General features: G+C 67.9%; 14 protein-coding genes. 3 read left to right on the top strand and 11 right to left on the bottom strand.

Annotation, left to right across the window (positions count from 1 at the left end; translation table 11 throughout):
• The first annotated feature begins 206 nt into the window (after window positions 1–206).
• The gene (locus ACFXJL_RS11045) at window positions 207–854 is read left to right on the top strand and encodes a DedA family protein (protein ID WP_358882197.1); all 648 of its coding nucleotides are present in this window, start codon (window positions 207–209) and stop codon (window positions 852–854) included.
• A gap of 83 nt (window positions 855–937) precedes the next feature.
• Here the strand turns inward: ACFXJL_RS11045 and ACFXJL_RS11040 are convergent, their stop codons facing one another.
• From ACFXJL_RS11040 to ACFXJL_RS11030, 3 genes are all read right to left on the bottom strand, one after another.
• Entirely contained in the window at window positions 938–1,666 is a 729-nt protein-coding gene (locus tag ACFXJL_RS11040) for an HAD family hydrolase (RefSeq protein ID WP_384691389.1), read from the bottom strand.
• Between the two features lie 161 nt (window positions 1,667–1,827).
• Window positions 1,828–4,353 (bottom strand): phosphoribosyltransferase, encoded by a 2,526-nt coding sequence (locus ACFXJL_RS11035; protein WP_384691171.1) that lies wholly within the window; start codon window positions 4,351–4,353, stop codon window positions 1,828–1,830.
• 221 nt (window positions 4,354–4,574) lie between these two features.
• A complete protein-coding gene (locus ACFXJL_RS11030; RefSeq protein WP_384691168.1) occupies window positions 4,575–5,738 on the bottom strand; it encodes an HpcH/HpaI aldolase/citrate lyase family protein in 1,164 nt (387 codons plus the stop codon).
• A 330-nt stretch (window positions 5,739–6,068) separates the two neighbouring features.
• On the opposite strand from ACFXJL_RS11030, the gene ACFXJL_RS11025 reads away from it, so the two are divergent.
• Window positions 6,069–6,833, top strand: a complete 765-nt coding sequence (locus ACFXJL_RS11025) for a TerD family protein (RefSeq protein WP_384691386.1) — start codon at window positions 6,069–6,071, stop codon at window positions 6,831–6,833.
• A gap of 29 nt (window positions 6,834–6,862) precedes the next feature.
• Here ACFXJL_RS11025 and ACFXJL_RS11020 read toward each other — a convergent pair whose 3' ends face one another.
• The 6 genes from ACFXJL_RS11020 to ACFXJL_RS10995 all read right to left on the bottom strand — a co-directional run bounded on the left by ACFXJL_RS11020 (window position 6,863) and on the right by ACFXJL_RS10995 (window position 11,960).
• Window positions 6,863–7,594: a Tellurium resistance gene (locus ACFXJL_RS11020; protein WP_358882200.1), complete on the bottom strand. Its 732-nt coding sequence runs from the start codon at window positions 7,592–7,594 to the stop codon at window positions 6,863–6,865.
• Between the two features lie 168 nt (window positions 7,595–7,762).
• Window positions 7,763–8,893, bottom strand: a complete 1,131-nt coding sequence (locus tag ACFXJL_RS11015; protein WP_358881153.1) for a DUF475 domain-containing protein — start codon at window positions 8,891–8,893, stop codon at window positions 7,763–7,765.
• A gap of 96 nt (window positions 8,894–8,989) precedes the next feature.
• On the bottom strand, window positions 8,990–9,565 hold the full coding sequence (locus ACFXJL_RS11010; RefSeq protein ID WP_384691165.1) for a TerD family protein: 576 nt from the start codon (window positions 9,563–9,565) through the stop codon (window positions 8,990–8,992).
• A gap of 380 nt (window positions 9,566–9,945) precedes the next feature.
• A complete protein-coding gene (locus ACFXJL_RS11005; protein ID WP_329018185.1) occupies window positions 9,946–10,521 on the bottom strand; it encodes a TerD family protein in 576 nt (191 codons plus the stop codon).
• A 372-nt stretch (window positions 10,522–10,893) separates the two neighbouring features.
• Window positions 10,894–11,352, bottom strand: a complete 459-nt coding sequence (locus tag ACFXJL_RS11000; protein ID WP_329018188.1) for a peroxiredoxin — start codon at window positions 11,350–11,352, stop codon at window positions 10,894–10,896.
• Window positions 11,353–11,531: 179 nt separating this feature from the next.
• Window positions 11,532–11,960 (bottom strand): DUF3052 domain-containing protein, encoded by a 429-nt coding sequence (locus tag ACFXJL_RS10995; RefSeq protein WP_329018191.1) that lies wholly within the window; start codon window positions 11,958–11,960, stop codon window positions 11,532–11,534.
• 481 nt (window positions 11,961–12,441) lie between these two features.
• Here ACFXJL_RS10995 and aceE point away from each other — a divergent pair, with 481 nt between their 5' ends.
• The gene (gene aceE, locus ACFXJL_RS10990) at window positions 12,442–15,183 is read left to right on the top strand and encodes a pyruvate dehydrogenase (acetyl-transferring), homodimeric type (protein WP_358881155.1); all 2,742 of its coding nucleotides are present in this window, start codon (window positions 12,442–12,444) and stop codon (window positions 15,181–15,183) included.
• A gap of 106 nt (window positions 15,184–15,289) precedes the next feature.
• Here aceE and ACFXJL_RS10985 read toward each other — a convergent pair whose 3' ends face one another.
• Both ACFXJL_RS10985 and ACFXJL_RS10980 read right to left on the bottom strand, forming a co-directional pair.
• Window positions 15,290–15,667, bottom strand: coding sequence for a peptidase inhibitor family I36 protein (locus ACFXJL_RS10985; RefSeq protein WP_384691160.1), 378 nt, complete (start codon window positions 15,665–15,667; stop codon window positions 15,290–15,292).
• Between the two features lie 173 nt (window positions 15,668–15,840).
• The gene (locus ACFXJL_RS10980; RefSeq protein WP_384691383.1) at window positions 15,841–17,442 is read right to left on the bottom strand and encodes an MFS transporter; all 1,602 of its coding nucleotides are present in this window, start codon (window positions 17,440–17,442) and stop codon (window positions 15,841–15,843) included.
• Window positions 17,443–17,603 lie beyond the last annotated feature (161 nt).

Genomic DNA, 17,603 nt, shown 5'->3' with positions numbered 1-17,603 from the left:
CCCGCAGTGGGATCCTTTTCGTCTGCTGGTATCCCGGTCAGCGCCGATCGACCGCATGCACAAGGGTCCGTCCTGCTGCCTTCGCCATGATCCAGAACATCAGCCAGCCATGAGTCCCGCACACTGGGGTAGACGCGCAGCATGGGCCGAGGCCCTCTTCAGACTCCCTTCAGCTGCGGTTTTCTAGCGTGGAGCTCATGGATCACATGATCGTTAGCAGTGCGGCGGGCCTGGAGAGCAGTGCTCCCGGCTGGGTCAACAGCATGATGGAGACCCTCGGTGCGCCGGGGGCGGGCATACTGATCGCCCTGGAGAACCTCTTTCCTCCGCTGCCGAGCGAGGTGATCCTGCCGCTGGCCGGTTTCGCCGCCAGTACGGGACACATGGGGTTGATCGCCGCCCTGTTGTGGACGACCGCCGGATCGGTGGTCGGTGCGCTCGCCCTGTACGGGATCGGAGCGCTGCTCGGTCGGGACCGTACGGTGCGCATCGCGGCGAAACTGCCGCTGCTGAAGGTCTCGGACATTGAGCGCACGGAGGCTTGGTTCGCCCGGCATGGTGCCAAGGCCGTCTTCTTCGGCCGGATGATTCCGGTCTTCCGGTCGTTGATCTCGGTTCCGGCCGGTGTGGAGCGGATGCCGCTCCCGCTGTTCCTGACGCTCACGACGCTCGGCAGCGCGATCTGGAACACGGCGTTCGTCCTGGCGGGGTACGCGCTGGGCGAGAACTGGGAAGAGGTCGCGGGATACGTCTCCACCTACTCCAAGGTGGTGTTGATCGCCGCGGTGGTGGGTGTGCTGGCGTTCATCGTGGTGCGGCTGATGAAGCCGGGCGCCGGCTCCCGCCGCAAGTAGCGACCTCACCGAGAACCACGCGGCAACACCCCCCGCTGCGAGCGACCGACGGACTCCGGTGGAGCCGTCGGTCGCTCGTGCGCTCAGCCTGCCAGGAACCTGCGGATGATCTCCTCGCCCGCCAGTACGCCCGACTCCGCCAATGCCTCCACATGGGGGGCGCTCCAGCCGGAGTCCGCGAGTTCACCGTGGCCGGGCCGCCAGCCGCGGTCCGCCGCGAGCAGCAGGTCGGCGTCGAGCAGGGAGTCACCGGCCGCGAGCACCCGCTGCGCCCCGGTGCGCCGGGCCACCTCCCGTACGGCAGCGCTCTTGGTGAGCGGCTGCGGTACGGCGTAGATCTTGCGGCCCTGGAGGGAGACGGCCCAGCCCCGAGGGCCTGCCCAGGCCGCGAGTTCCTTGATCCAGTCGGCGGGGAGCAGTTCGCGTTCGACGACGAGGTACGCGAAGAGGTCCTCGGCTACGCGTTCCTTGCGCAGCCAAGCCGGGTCGGAGGTCGCGATCAGATGGGCGCGCACCTCGGCGAGGGGGACGCACTCATCGGCGAGTCGGGCCGTCACCTGCCGCTGCCAATCGGGGTCGGAGACTCCGTCGACGAGGATGTGGCCGCCGTTGGCACAGATGGCGTACCGGGGGGTGGGGATGGGGAGCCGGATGCGCGTGTACTGCTCCCGGGTGCGGGTGGTGGCCGGTACGAAGTCGGTCTCGTCGGCCAGTCGCGTCAGCAGTGCGGCTGCCGTCTCGGTGAGGTACGACAGGGGCCCGCCCTGGTAGACCTCGACGCACAGCAGTCGGGGGGCCTCGGCGTCGGGCATGGTGAGGTGGAGGGCTCGGCGCGAGTAGATGAGGGTGCGGTCGAGGTCGCTGGCGACCAGCGGGCGCCCGCTGCCCGACCCGTCGGCCGATGCATTCACGGCCGTGTGGGCGGGGTCCTTCTCGACGGTGTCGTGGTGCGTTGTCCGGTGTGGGGATGTGCTCACGGGGACGTCACCGCCTTGCCGTCGGCACCGGTCGCACCGCGCGTGTACTGGGGGTGGATGAGCCCCACACAGCTGTAGGGGAGGTCGTCGACCTCCTCGACGGGTACGCCGCGCTGGTCGGCGAGGAGCCGTATGTGATCGAGGTCGGCGCCGGCACCAGCGCGGGCGAGGATCTTCCAGGGGACGCGCCGCAGCAGCACACGGGTGGTTTCGCCGACGCCCGGTTTCACCAGGTTCACATCGTGGATGCCGTACTCCTCGCTGATCCGCTCGACGGCCGCCCAGCCTTCCCAGGTGGGCGCGCGGTCCATCGCCAGCAACTCCTTCACCTCGGCGTCCACGGGGCCCGTCACCTCGTCGAAGCGGGCGGCGATGGTGTCGAGGAAGTGTTGGGAGAGATCGGCATCCGCCAACTCACGGTAGAACTTGGCGCCGTGGTAGTCGTCGGCGCCGACCAGGTCGGACCGCAGGACCGTACGGGATATGAGTCCGGAGACGGTCGAGTTCAGACAGGCCGACGGGATGAGGAAGTCCTCGCGGGTGCCGTAGGTGCGGACGCACCCACCGGGGTCGGCGAGTACGGCGATCTCCGGGTTGAAGCCGTCGAAGCGTGCGATCGCGGCGGCCAGTTCACGGGTGATCGCGCCCTTCCCGGTCCAGCCGTCGACGAACACCACCGAGGCCGGGTCATGACGGTCGGCGAGCCAGCGCAGGGCATTGGCGTCGATGCCGCGCCCCCGGACGATGGAGACGGCGTAGTGCGGCAGGTCGATGCCGTGCCGCCACTGGGCCCAGCGGCGCATCAGTACCCCGACCGGCGTGCCGGCCCGGGCCAGGGAGACCAGTACGGGACGGTCCGTCACGGCGGCCCGCTCGGCGAGCACGGTCTCGGTGACGACCCCGACGGCCTGCGCGATGCGGGCGGCCGAGGTCTCCAGGGCGTTGTGGAAGAGCTGCTGGTAGTCGGCCGACGGCTGGTACTCGACGGGCAGCGACTCGGCGTAGTGGGCGCCGCCGTGCTGGATCGCCTCCTCGCGCTCCTCCGTGGGCGCTTCGAGCTGTACGTCGGAGAGGTCCTGGAGCAGCCAGCCGACGTCCTCTGCGGCGTACGAGGAGAAGGCGGGGCCGCGCAGGGGCTCGGCCAGGGCCGAGGTGGAGGGCGTGGGCGCCATGGCTGCCCCTTCGGGTCGGTGGCTGGGGAGGACCGCGAGGAGCACCCGGGGGGTATGGGCGGCGAGCCGGTCGAGGAGGCCGCCCGGGGCGTGGAGTGCAGGGGTGTCGGCGGTGGAGTCCACGACGGCGACGACGGCGTCGAAGCCGGCACCTGCCACGTTGTAGGCGTAGCGGTCGCCCGGGCCGTCTGCGGGGTCGTCGTGGGCGGGGAAGGCGAGCGCGGTGCGGATCGCGTAGCCCGGGTCGTCGACGGCGAGCACCGGTGACCGGGTGGTGGTGGAGAAACGCACCTCGGCGGTGGTGAGCCGTTCCAGGGCGGTGCCCAGGCGCAGGGGTGCGTACATCAGCTCCTCGAAGCCGAGCACGAGCACCCGCCGGGGGGCGTCGGAGGCTGAGGGGTGAGGGTGGGAGGCAGCGGCCGGTCCTGTGGGTATGGAGTCCGGTGTCGCGGATTCCAGGCCGAGGGCGGCGGCGATGGTCCCGGCCATCGCGGGCAGGGCCTTCTCCAGGCGTGCGCGGTGCTCGGGTGTGAAGCCGTGGCGTCCGCCGTCGGGGAGGCCCGGGGGCCAGTCGAGGTCCACTCGGGTGGCAGCTCCAGCGCCCTCGGTCGCTGCCCTGGGGTCGGTGGGTGTTGCCTCACGGTCGGTGGGTGCTGTGTGTTCGGCCACCAGCGCCTGCCCCTTGGCCAGGACGTCGGCCGGCAGCCCCACCGTGCCCTTCGCCAATGTCACCAGGTCGATCCGGGCGTCGAGCTCGGCTGACAGGGCCGCCAACCGCCCCTGGTCGGCGAGCGAGCGCAGATCCACCAGCGCCACCACCACATAGCGGTCCCTGGGATAGCGCTCGTGGAGTGCGCGGATGGTGTTCAGCACGGTGTTGCCGGTGGAGAACTCGTCGTCCACCAGCACCAGCGGACCCTCGCCCGCGAGCAGCTGCGGGTCCTCGGGCAGCAGGAGGTGCGAGGTGGCGTGGGAGTGGGACTCCTCGAATCCACCCGCCCGTGCCACCCCTGCGACGGGGCGGCGGGTGGAGTGCAGATAGGGGGCGAGGGCCACGCCGTCGGCCACCGAGTGGCCGAGGGCCGTCGCCGTCTCCGCATAGCCGAGGACGACCGCGCGGGACGATTCCTCGTCCCCCAGCAGGGCCCGGACCCGTACTCCGAGGTCGTATCCGGCCCCGTGGACGACTGCGGGCGACTGGGGCACGTGCTTGCCCAACACGTTCGACACCAGCAGATGGGCCCGTTTGGGGTTGCGGCGCAGGGCCATCCCCAACAGGGCGGGCAGTTGTGGATCACCTTCGAGCCTCACGCCGAGGCGCTGGGCGACCCATGATCCCGACCACTCCACGTCGACCGTCTCTCTCCCTCTGGTGCTCGCCGTCGTCGCGCTCTGCGCGGTCCGAGCGGCATTCGCAGTGTTTCCGGGCTTCCCTGTCATCCCAGCCTTCGCTGTCGTCGCGATCTGTGCGGATGTATGGCCCCATGCAGGCTACGGCTACGGCCCCGGTGGACGGGCTGGGGCCAGGCTCCCGACAGGGCAGGCAGGGCAGGTCGTCGTGTCGACGGCCCTCAAGCCGAGTGTCCGGCCGTCAGCAGCTCCACGAAACCGATGTCCTCCCTGGCCACGCCGAAGACCTCGGCCCGCAGCAGGGTCCGTTCCGCCCACGCGCGGTGGGGCTTCACCTCGTTCATCTTGTTCGTGTAGGCGGAGCGCAGCACGCCGCCGCCCTCCCTTTCGGGGCGCAGGATGTCCCGGGCATCGCTGAATTCCTCGTGGCTGACCACGGAGAGCGCGTGTACGGGGACCACGTGCGAGGGGTGGATACAGGTCTTGCCCGTCAGACCATTGGCCCGGTCGAGTTCGATCTCGCGCAGAAGTCCATCGAGATCATGCCGAATAAGAGCGGTACGCAGCTCATCTGCGCGGCCTTCCATAAAGGGGCTGCGCCTGAGTTGCGGTTTGAACATGCGCTCCTGGACCCGGAAGTACTCCCACACCGGACCGGTCACCGTGTATCCCGTACCGTCGGCGCGGCCGAGGACATTCACCACGTCCGCGATGACCGAGGCCACGATCTTGACGTCGTACGCCGTCATATCGGGGCTGCGGCGCAGACCGTAGGCGGAGCAGAAATCGGTGACGCCGAGCCGTAGTGCCAGCACGCGGTCGCGGTATTTGTCGACGGTGCGGGAGATGCCCGCGAGCGTCTCCCCCCGGGACTCCAGATGGAGCAGTTCGGGGGATTCCAGAACGGGCATCGCGAAGAGTCGCCGCCCGGTCGCGGCCTCGGCCGCAGCGAGCGCCTCCAGGAAGGGGACGCCCCGCTCCTCGGTGAATTTGGGCAGCACGAATCCCGACAGCAACCCGATGGATTCCCCCAGCCGGGTGGCCAGGTCAGGGATCTGCCGCGGCTCACGCACTCGGATGAAGAGCAGGGGCAGTTCATCACCGCGCGCATGGAGGTCGGCGAAGTGGTGGACGAGATTCTCCTCGGCGTCCGTCACCTCGGAGTCGTCAATGGAATCCTCCAGGCAGAGCACCATGGAGACCACTCCGCGCGCCACCTGCTTGTGGATGTCGTCAGCGAGTTTGGGACGGGTGGCCGGGCTGTAGAGCGTGGCGCCCAAGGCCACCGCGAGCGTACGGGCGGAGGAGTCGGCGGTGAAATCGCACGGCTCCTGATGGAACAGACGCTCACGCACTGCGAGCGAAAGCTGCCCGAAATGACGCATGAAACTCCCCCGTACTGCTTGGCGGCTCACCTGACTGGCATGGCCGGTAATAGTACGTACGAAAGTGGCTCAAGAGGTCCCCGGGTCCATGAATTCCAGGTATCCCACATGCACCATGCATGTGTCTTTCCGTACCACTGCATCCGGCGCTGCGCCGGACTACCGTACGAGTCTCCCGCGCCGATCGCTCGGAAGGCCCCGTTCGAGTGTCCATCCGGATGGTGCTCGCCGCGCGCAGCGAGCACCCCACCGCCCGGAACTGCTACTTCCGCGCGGTGGGCCGTGCTCCCGCGTTGTCCGGGCGGCCCCTGAGAAGGCAGGATGACCGACATGACGCACGCGATGCTGAAGGGCTCGAACGTCCCCCTCGATGCGACGGCCGTACGCGCCGTGCTGCGCTGGACACCGGGTGTCGGCGTACCGGATGTGGACGCCTCCGCCCTGTTGCTCGGCCCCGACGCCCGGGTGCGCTCCGACGAGGACTTCGTCTTCTACAACCAGCCGCGCCACCCCTCCGGGCTGGTGCGCAGGCTGTCGAAGAAGCGCGTCGCCGACCATCTCACCGACACCGTGGAGGCCGATCTCTCCGCGCTGGAGCCCTCCGTCGACCAGGTGGTACTGGCCGCCTCCTCCGACGGCGACACCTTCCAGCACGTGCGTGATCTGCGGATACTGCTGTACGACGCGGCTCTCACCGACTCCGAGCCGCTGGCGGTCTTCGATGTGCAACCCGAGACGGGTGCGGAGACCGCCATCATTTGCGGCGAGTTGTACCGCCGCGGTGACGGTTGGAAGTTCCGGGCCGTGGGACAGGGCTATCCGACCGGTCTGGTGGGGCTGGCGACCGACTTCGGCATTTCGGTGGACGACGGCGAAGGCTCCGGGAACGATTCGGCCGACGTCGGGGAGACCGCGGCCATGGCGGGCGCCCCCGCGGTACCGACCCGGCCGACCGCGGACCCCGCCCAGGGCTATCCGCAGTCCGGGGCGGCCCGCCCGGGGCAGCAGCAGGGGTACGGCTACCCTCAGCCGGCCCTGGTGCCGGACCCGGACTTCCGGCTGCCGCCGATGGGCCCGCAGTTCGCTCGCCCCTGAACCTCCGGCCGGCACGGGTGCGGGTCGGTTCAGACCCGCGACTTGTACCCGCGGCCCCACTGGAGGCCCCAGCCGTACAGTCGGTCCAGCTCTGCCTGGAAGCCGTAGACGAACTTCACCTCACGGCGTACGACCAGTTCGCCCTTGGTGTTGTCGACGGAGAACACGGCACAGGAACGGGCCTCGGGCGCGCGTTCGTCGAGTTCGATCTCGACCCGGGGGCCACTGCTCGGGTAAAGGGTCACCTGGGCGTGCGTACGGTCGAAGGCCGGGGTCTGGTCGTAGATGTAGACGAAGAACAGCAGTCGTTTGATCTCTGCGTGATGGTCGAGGTTGACGTAGATGGTCTCGCCGGAACCGGAGCCGAACCGGTCGTCACCGCTGAGTTTGACGTACGGCGCCTCATTGGTGGAACCGAAGAAGTTCCCCAGCGGCTGGACCACGCCCTTGCTGCCGTCGGCCAACTCGTAGAGACAGCCGAGGTCGAGGTCGACGTTGACCATGCCCTGGGTGTGGGCCTGGACCACCTCGGGCTTGAAGAGCTTGAAGGGGTGGCGCAGCAGGCTGTTCTGCTGCCTGCCCTCGATGTCGGACGTCCGCATCCGCCAGGAGAGGTTGACCCGCAGATGGCCGCTGGCCGCTCCCTGTTTGGTGAGCGACACCGAGGGACGGCGCCGGTTGAGTGAGATGGAGTTCGTCGCGGCATTGCCGGAGTCGAACTGCGTCGACCTGCCCTGCCACAGGTTGTCCCAGAAGGCCATGTCCCGCCCCTAGTCCTTTCGTTGGACCCGCCCGACACATCTCCCCGGCGCCTTGGCCGAGCGCGCCCGGCCCCGCTCCCGCGCACGGTACGGGGCGGCTACGAGGCACGTGCCTCGTAACCGCCCCGCGAGAAGCGTTCCGCAATTCGTCGACGGTCACACCCCCGATCAGGAGCGTGACTCGGCCTTTTCGCTCAGGGCTTCCTGAGCGGCGACCTCTCGATTCCGTCGCAGCGACGACACGAAGGACCAGCCGATCAGGGCGACACCGACGAGACCGGTGATCAGTTCGTGGATCTGGTACTGGATGGTGATCAGCAGGATGATCGCCAGCGCGCCGATCGCGTAGTGGGCGCCGTGCTCCAGGTACACGTACTCGTCGAGCGTTCCCTGGCGCACCAGGTAGACGGTGAGCGATCGGACGTACATGGCGCCGATGCCGAGACCGAGGGCCATCAGCACGATGTCATTGGTGATGGCGAACGCGCCGATGACTCCGTCGAAGGAGAACGACGCGTCCAGGACCTCCAGGTACATGAACATGAAGAAGGCGGCCTTGCCACCGACGGCGACGGCGGTGACCTTCTTCCCGCTCTTGCGGGCCTTCTCCTCCTCCTCGTGTTCGCGTTCCTCCTCCTCTTCGAGCTTGTTCTCGAAGAAGCTGGAGAGACCGGCGACGATCAGATAAGTGATCAGACCGGCGACACCGGAGAGGAGAACCGTCTCAGCCTTGTTCGCATGGCCACCGCCATGCTGATGGGCGTTGACGGCGAAGGTCATGGCGCTGATCATCAAAACGATCAAGGCGATGCAGACCGAGAGGGCCTCGACCTTGCCGAGCTTGGCGAGCGGGCGCTCCAGCCAGGCCAGCCACTTGATCTCCCGGTCCTCGAAGATGAAGTTGAGGAAGATCATCAGGAGGAACATGCCACCGAAGGCGGCGATCGACGGATGGGCGTCGGTCACCAGTTCCTCGTACTTGTCCTTGTCGTTGAGTGCCAGTTCGACCGCCTCGATGGGGCCGAGCTGAGCACTGACAGCGACGATGACGACGGGGAACACCAGCCGCATACCGAATACGGCGATGAGAATGCCGATCGTGAGGAAGATCTTCTGCCAGAAGGCATTCATCTTCTTCAGGATGCCGGCGTTGACGACCGCGTTGTCGAACGATAGCGAGATTTCAAGGATGGACAGGATCGCCACGATCCCGAACGCGGTCCATCCTCCGTAGAGCACCGCTGCGACCAAGCCGAGCGCGGTAACCGCGAACGACCAGCCGAAGGTTTTCAGAACCACTGGCACCCAATCGTTTAGGTGGGGGTGCCCCCGGGCCAGGCCCGGGGGAGTAACGCCCACACACCGAGGACAGTTCTCCGCGCAACGTGCGGAGCTTTACGAAACATTGACCCCGAAGTCTAGAGCGATGCCCCGCAGTCCCGACGCGTACCCCTGGCCGACGGCGCGGAACTTCCACTCCACGCCATACCGGTACAGCTCACCGAAGATCATCGCGGTCTCGGTCGAAGCGTCCTCACTCAGGTCGTAACGCGCCAACTCCTGGCCGTCCGCCTGGTTGACCACGCGGATGAAGGCATTGCTCACCTGGCCGAACGACTGGCCGCGATTGTCCGCGTCGTGGATGGAGACCGGAAAGACGATCTTGTCGACCGTCTGCGGCACCTTGGTGAGGTCCACGATCAGGGACTCGTCGTCGCCGACGCCGACGCCCGTGAGGTTGTCACCGGTGTGCTCGACGGAACCCTCGGGACTCTTCAGGTTGTTGTAGAAGACGAAGTAGTCGTCGCCCAGGACGCGACCGTTGCCGCAGAGCAGTGCGCTCGCGTCGAGGTCGAAGTCGGCTCCGGTGGTGGAGCGCGCGTCCCAGCCCAGTCCCACCAGCACATGCGTGAGATTGGGTGCGGCCTTGGAGAGGGAGACGTTGCCTCCCTTGGCGAGCGTGACGCCCATGATGTGATCCTCCCCAGTCGATCGTTGTGGCTGTCCGGCGCCGTTCGCCCCGGAACCCACCCTCGGCGTGCTTGCACGGGCACGCCACCCCGTTACTTCGGCGTCGGGTGACGCCATGACCCCGCCCCCCGTCCGACGTCGGCGCCCTCGCCCGCGCTGCGCTCGCACGGCCGCCCCACCCCCGTTCTCGTGGGGGTGCAGCACCCGCATCGCCATCACGGGTGTACGAGGGGACGACTGCGCACGCATGCGGAACCGGCGCCGAAGCGGACCGGACCCACTGGCACAGACATGCCCTGATCACACCGCGCCATGCCCGTGGGAACAGGCACGTCCGGCGCCGCACTGTTCAGTGCGGCGCCGGACGGAATGCGAGCTGCTCAGACGTTGACGCCGAAGTCCTGCGCGATGCCGCGCAGACCGGAGGCGTAACCCTGGCCGATGGCCCGGAACTTCCACTCCGCGCCGTTGCGGTAGAGCTCGCCGAAGACCATGGCGGTCTCGGTCGAGGCATCCTCGCTCAGGTCGTAGCGAGCCAGTTCGTTGTTGTCCGCCTGGTTGACCACGCGGATGAACGCGTTGCGCACCTGTCCGAACGACTGCTGCCGGCTCTCGGCCTCATAGATCGAGACCGGGAAGACGATCTTGTCGACGTCGGCCGGGACCGACGCCAGATGGATCTTGATCTGCTCGTCGTCGCCCTCGCCCTCACCCGTGAGGTTGTCCCCGGTGTGCTCGACGGAGCCGTCGGCGCTCTTGAGGTTGTTGAAGAAGACGAAGTTGCCGTCGCTGGTGACCTTGCCCTCGGCGTTCGTCAGCAGGGCGCTGGCATCCAGGTCGAAGTCCGTGCCGGTGGTGGTACGGATGTCCCAGCCCAGGCCCACCGTGACGGCGGTGAGGCCGGGCGCGGCCTTGGTCAGCGAGACGTTGCCGCCCTTGCTGAGGCTGACTCCCACGAGTCCCTCCATTGGTTTCCAGGGGCAGCGCCCCCGTCGTGCGTTCGTGTCGGATCAACGATCCGATCCTAGTGACCGGTTCCCGCGCAAGACAGGGTTTGACTCGGGAGGTCGCCCGTTGCATCCCGGTTGGATGCTGGTTGGGCGGCCAGACCGGGCGGTGGTCGCTGTCCTGAATGCGTCGGCGACACCAGCGCGGCCCTGGAGCGCCGCTGGGGCCTCGCAGCGGCACGCGGGGAGAGCGGACGGAGGGCGTCCCAGCCGGGGGCGGGGGCACACCGCCGCCCGGCCCGTACGGGCGCTCCGGCCCCGAACCGCTGCCCGCTCGTGGTGTGTCCGCACGACGGGGCGGTACGGGGCGCTCGGGCGGTCTCAGATGGCCGCGAGGGCCTTGGTGTACTCGTTCAGGTCGCGGGCGTCCGGCAGGGCGTTCACGACGCTCCAGCGGACGACGCCCTCCTTGTCGATGATGAAGGTGCCGCGCACGGCGCAGCCCTTCTCCTCGTCGAAGACCCCGTACGCCCTGGACACCTCGCCGTGCGGCCAGAAGTCGGACAGCAGCGGGTACTCCAGTCCCTCCTGCTCGGCGAAGACGCGCAGGGTGTGGATCGAGTCGTTGGAGACGGCGAGCAGCTGGGTGTCGTCGTTGACGAACGCCGGGAGCTCGTCGCGGAGCGCGCACAGCTCGCCCGTGCACACACCGGTGAAGGCGAAGGGGTAGAAGAGGAGCACCACGTTCTTCTCGCCGCGGAAGTCGGCGAGCCTCACCGTGCGCCCGTGGTTGTCCTTCAGCTCGAATGCGGGTGCCTCGGTGCCGACGTCGATCGCCATGATGGGTGGTTCCCTTCGCTGAGCCCGTTTGGGTGACGGGTCCACTCTAGGCGCGTACCAAGAACCCCCTAGACACCGGTAGGCCCCCTTTGACCTGGGTCAAAGGGGGCCTACCGGTAGTTGGTGCCGATGCGCTCAGGGTGTGCCCGGTGCCTGGCCCGGGCCTGCTTAGGGGCTCCTCAGCGCTTCGCCTTGGGTGCCACCAGCCGGCTGCCGGACCAGTCCTTGGCCACACTGATGCTCTTGGTCTGCGAGAGACCGGCAGTCTGCGCGGCATCGCTGATGTCGCTGGGCTCCACGTAGCCCTCCCGGCCCGTCTTCGGCGTAAGGAGCCAGATCAGGCCGCCTTCGTCGAGCAGGCTGATGGAGTCCACCAGCGTGTCCGTCAGGTCGCCGTCCTCATCGCGGAACCAGAGGACGACTGCGTCTGCGACGTCGTCGTACTCCTCGTCCACGAGGTCCTGGCCGATCACGGACTCGATGCCTTCACGGAGATCCTGGTCGGCGTCCTCGTCGTAGCCGATCTCCTGGACCACCTGTCCGGGCTCGAACCCCAGCCTTGCTGCTGGGTTGGTCCGCTCCTCCGCGTGGTCCGCGGTCGCGCTCACGGCTTGCCTCCTGATCATGTTCGGTAGATGCTGCGGCCTCGCGCGTACGCGTGGCGTTGGCCGTAGTCCACACGCGCCGGGCGGATCGCGCAAGTACCCGGCCGTTCAGACCGCCGAAACGGTGACGTTTGCGCCCGTCTCGACGCAACTCCACACACGTCCCAACGAAGCCTGTCGGGCACGCGACACTCTTCGGTCGCCTTTGCCACCTTACGTCCCTCTGCTATCACCCTCGGAACCGAACACCCGAACTGAACGCGATACCGGGATGGGCGTAAGGTTGCGATTTGACCCTACCTAGCCCACCTGGTGAGCAGGACCCGATCAGGGCGGGACGTCGGCGAGATCATGGGTTACCTCTCAGTAGAGATGACGTTTCCCGTCCCGCGGTACACGATGGAGGCGGTACGGCAGCGCCCCACGATCTCTGCAAACTCTGCCAGAAAACTCGGCTCACCACCCCGAACAGTGAAGGATCAGCGTGGCTTCCGGATCAGATCGCAACCCGATCATCATTGGCGGCCTTCCCAGTCAGGTTCCGGACTTCGATCCCGAAGAGACCCAGGAATGGCTGGACTCACTCGACGCCGCCGTCGACGAGCGAGGCCGGGAACGGGCCCGCTATCTGATGCTCCGCCTCATCGAGCGCGCCCGTGAGAAGCGGGTGGCCGTGCCCGAGATGCGCAGCACGGACTATGTGAACACCATCGCCACCAAGGACGAGCCGTTCTTCCCCGGCAACGAGGAGGTCGAGCGCAAGGTCCTCAACGCGACCCGCTGGAACGCCGCGGTGATGGTCTCCCGCGCCCAGCGTCCCGGGATCGGCGTCGGCGGCCACATCGCCACCTTCGCGTCCTCCGCCTCGCTCTACGACGTCGGCTTCAACCACTTCTTCCGGGGCAAGGACGAGGGCGACGGCGGCGACCAGATCTTCTTCCAGGGCCATGCCTCGCCCGGCATCTACGCCCGCGCCTTTCTGCTCGACCGGCTGAGCGAGACCCAGCTCGACGCCTTCCGCCAGGAGAAGTCGAAGTATCCGAACGGGCTCTCCAGCTACCCGCACCCGCGGCTGATGCCGGACTTCTGGGAGTTCCCGACGGTCTCGATGGGCCTCGGCCCCCTGGGCGCGATCTACCAGGCCCGGATGAACCGCTACATGCAGGCCCGGGGCGTCGCGGACACCTCGAAGTCGCATGTGTGGGCGTTCCTCGGTGACGGCGAGATGGACGAGCCCGAGTCGCTCGGTCAGCTCTCCATCGCCTCCCGTGAGGGCCTGGACAACCTCACCTTCGTCGTCAACTGCAACCTCCAGCGGCTGGATGGTCCGGTACGCGGCAACGGCAAGATCATCCAGGAGCTGGAGTCGCAGTTCCGCGGCGCCGGCTGGAACGTGATCAAGCTGGTCTGGGACCGCTCCTGGGACCCGCTGCTGGCGCAGGACCGCGACGGCCTGCTGGTGAACAAGTTGAACACCACCCCCGACGGCCAGTTCCAGACGTACGCCACCGAGACCGGCGCGTACATCCGCGAGCACTTCTTCGGTGGGGACCAGCGGCTGCGCGCCATGGTCGAGAACATGTCCGACGAGCAGATCCTGCACCTCGGTCGCGGTGGTCACGACCACCGCAAGGTGTTCGCGGCGTTCGCGGCGGCCAAGGCCCACAAGGGCCAGCCGACCGTGATCCTCGCCCAGACGGTCAAGGGCTGGACCCTCGGCCCGAACTTCGAGGGCCGCAACGCCACCCACCAGATGAAGAAGCTCACGGTCGACGACCTCAAGGGCTTCCGGGACCGGCTGCACATCCCGATCGCGGACTCCCAGCTGGAAGACGGCCTGCCGCCGTACTACCACCCGGGTCGCGACTCGGAGGAGATCCAGTACATGCACGACCGCCGCAAGGCGCTGGGCGGCTATGTGCCGACCCGTGTCGTGCGGGCGAAGCCCCTGGTGCTGCCCGAGGACAAGACCTACGCGGCCGTCCGCAAGGGCTCGGGGCAGCAGTCGATCGCCACCACCATGGCGTTCGTCCGGCTGCTGAAGGACCTGATGCGGGACAAGGAGATCGGCAAGCGGTTCGTGCTGATCGCGCCCGACGAGTACCGCACCTTCGGGATGGACTCGTTCTTCCCGAGCGCGAAGATCTACAACCCGCTGGGCCAGCAGTACGAGTCCGTGGACCGCGAGCTGCTGCTCGCCTACAAGGAGTCGCCGACCGGCCAGATGCTGCACGACGGCATCTCCGAGGCGGGCTGCACGGCCTCGCTGATCGCCGCCGGTTCCGCGTACGCCACCCATGGCGAGCCGCTGATCCCGGTGTACGTCTTCTACTCGATGTTCGGTTTCCAGCGCACCGGTGACCAGTTCTGGCAGATGGCGGACCAGTTGGCGCGCGGTTTCGTACTGGGCGCGACCGCGGGCCGCACGACGCTGACCGGCGAGGGCCTTCAGCACGCGGACGGCCATTCGCAGCTGCTGGCTTCGACCAACCCCGGCTGTGTGGCGTACGACCCGGCGTTCGGGTTCGAGATGGCCCACATCGTCAAGGACGGTCTGCGGCGGATGTACGGAGGGACGCCCGAGGAGAACGAGGACGTCTTCTACTACCTGACCGTCTACAACGAGCCGATCCAGCACCCGGCCGAGCCGGAGAACGTCGACGTGGACGGCATCCTCAAGGGCGTCTACCGCTACAAGAGCGCCGAGCAGGGGCAGATCCCGGCGCAGATCCTGGCGTCCGGTGTGGCCGTGCCGTGGGCCGTCGAGGCCCAGCAGATCCTGGCGACGGACTGGAACGTGCGCGCCGACGTCTGGTCGGCGACGTCCTGGAACGAGCTGCGCCGCGAGGCCGTGTCGGTGGAGGAGTACAACCTGCTGCACCCCGAGGAGGAGCAGCGCGTTCCGTACGTCACGCGCAAATTCTCCGGCGTCGAGGGTCCGTTCGTGGCGGTCTCCGACTGGATGCGCTCGGTACCCGACCAGATCTCCCGCTGGGTGCCCGGTACCTACGCCTCGCTGGGTGCGGACGGCTTCGGCTTCGCGGACACCCGTGGTGCGGCCCGCCGCTACTTCCACATCGACGCGCAGTCGATCGTGCTGGGCGTGCTGACCGAGTTGGCGCGCGAGGGCAAGGTGGACCGCTCGGTACTGAAGCAGGCCGTGGACCGCTATCAGCTGCTCGACGTGGCGGCGGCCGACCCCGGCCCTGCGGGCGGCGACGCCTGACGCCCACAGCGGTGTGAACACGAGGGCGGCGGAACCTCCGATGAGGTTCCGCCGCCCTCGTGCCGGTTGACGGGCCCTCCCGCCGCGCCGGGCCGCGGACCGGCCCTCAGCTCTCCCAGATCTTGAACGCCCGGACCCGGTAGGGCGACTGGGGCGACCAGGTCCCGGAGCCGGGATAGGTCTCGAACTCGCCCGTCTCCTGGCACTCGGCGGACTGGTAGGTGGTGACGGGCCGCCCGGTGCGGTTGGCGAGCGACTGTGCGGTGACCCCGGCGCGCAGCGGGATGCAGCTCTCGATGTCGGTGCCGGAGAGCTCGTACAGATGCCGGGCTCCGCCGAAGCCGGACCGCTCCCACAGACAGAGCGCGCCCGTGGGGCACTCCCCCAGTCGCGTCGCGGCCAGTGCCGGCCCCGAGGGGGTGAGGGTCGTGCTCAGGGCGGCCAGGGCGATGAGTGCGGACAGGGCGATGGTGTGTCGTCGCATGGCGGTGAACCCCCGTGATCATATGAATCGGTCGACCGCACCCTGACCCACGGCCCGAGGACGACAACAGGGGCACCGAGCGGGATCACCCTGATAGGCGAACAGCCCCACCGGGCTGACCCGGTGGGGCTGTTGGCGGTACGAGGTTGACGCCTCGCGGGGGACGGAACGGCTCAGATGTGAGCCGCGCCGGCGCCCGCCTCCGCGTTGGCGCCGCGCTTGGTCAGCAGCGCCACCCCGATGGCCAGAGCCGAGATGCCCGCAGCAACGAGGCAGGCGAGGCCCATGCCGGACACGAACGTGTCATGCGCGACCTCGGTGATCTTGGCAACCACCTCGGGCGGGGTGCCCTTGCCGACCGGGGCCACTCCGACCTCGACGGCCTTCGCGGCCTGCTCCATCTGCTCGGCGGGCAGCGGCGGGAGCTTCGCGGCGGCCCAGTTGCCGGCGAGGTCGCTGTTGACCTTGGCGGCCATGACCGCGCCGAGCACCGCGGTGCCGAGGCTGCCGCCGATCTGCATGGCTGCCTGCTGGAGACCGCCGGCGACACCGGACAGCTCCATCGGGGCGTTGCCCACGATGACCTCGGTCGCACCCACCATGACCGGCGCGAGGCCGAGACCGAGCAGGGCGAACCAGATCGACATCGTCAGGCTGCTGGTGTCGGTCTCCAGGGTGGACATGCCGAACAGGGCGATCGTGGTGAAGAGCATGCCGCCCGCGAGCGGGATCCGTGGTCCGACCTTGGTGATCACCGCACCGGCCAGCGGGGAGCCGACGATCATCATTCCGGTGAGCGGCAGCAGATGCAGACCGCTGTCGACCGGGCTCATGCCGTGGACGTTCTGAAGGTAGAAGGTGACGAAGAAGAGACCGCCCATGAAGCCGATGGCCATGAGCACCATCAGCACCACACCGGCAGACAGCGGCACCGAGCGGAACAGCTTCAACGGGATCAGTGGTTCGGCGACCTTGTTCTCCCAGAAGGCGAACAGCGCGAAGGCGACGATCGAGGCACCGATGAAGCCCCATGTCTTGCCGTCGCCCCAGCCCCACTCGGCGGCCTTGATCAGCGCCCAGACGAGACAGAACATGCCGCCCGACAGCAGCAGGATGCCGGGGACGTCGAAGGACTTGGGGGCGTTCTCCGCTCGGTGGTCCTTGAGGATCACCAGACCGAGGACCAGGGCGATGATGCCCACGGGGACGTTGATGAAGAACACGGACTGCCAGCTGACGTGCTCGACCAGCAGGCCGCCGACGATCGGTCCGCCCGCGGTGGACGCACCGATGACCATGCCCCAGATGCCGATCGCCATGTTCAGCTTCTCGGCGGGGAAGGTCGCCCGGAGCAGACCGAGCGCGGCGGGCATCAGCAGGGCTCCGAAGAGGCCCTGGGCCACTCGGAAGGTCACGATCGAGACGATGCCTTCGGAGAATCCGATGGCCGCGGACGACGCGGCGAAACCGACGATGCCGATGAGAAAGGTCTGGCGGTGGCCGAAGCGGTCACCCAGCTTGCCCGCGGTGATCAGGGTGACGGCGAGCGCCAGGAAGTAGCCGTGGCTGATCCATTGGACGTCGGCCATCGTGGCCTTGAGGTCGGCGGCTATCGCGGGATTGGCGATGGCTACGATGGTGCCGTCCAGTGCAACCATCATCACGCCGATGGCCACTGCGAAGAGCGTCAGCCAAGGGTGGCCGCGAAGCCCCTTGGCCGGACCCGCCGCTACGTCGCGTGGCCCCAGGGGGTCATCCTGCGGCGTCTTGTCGATGGTGGTCTGACTAGTCATGCGATGAGACTAGTGACAGCCTCTGACAGTTGACAAACGATTTCTTTAGTCAGCTACTGTCATCTGTCTCACAGGTAGGCTGAACCGGTCGATCAGTTCAACGCGCTGGGCATGTGCGGTGCGACGTCCGGCGCAGTGTCCGG

Source organism: Streptomyces sp. NPDC059256, from assembly GCF_042753785.1.
Taxonomy (GTDB): domain Bacteria; phylum Actinomycetota; class Actinomycetes; order Streptomycetales; family Streptomycetaceae; genus Streptomyces.
The sequence above is the reverse complement of the archived record's forward strand: the minus strand, read 5'-3'. Positions and strand labels throughout refer to the sequence as shown.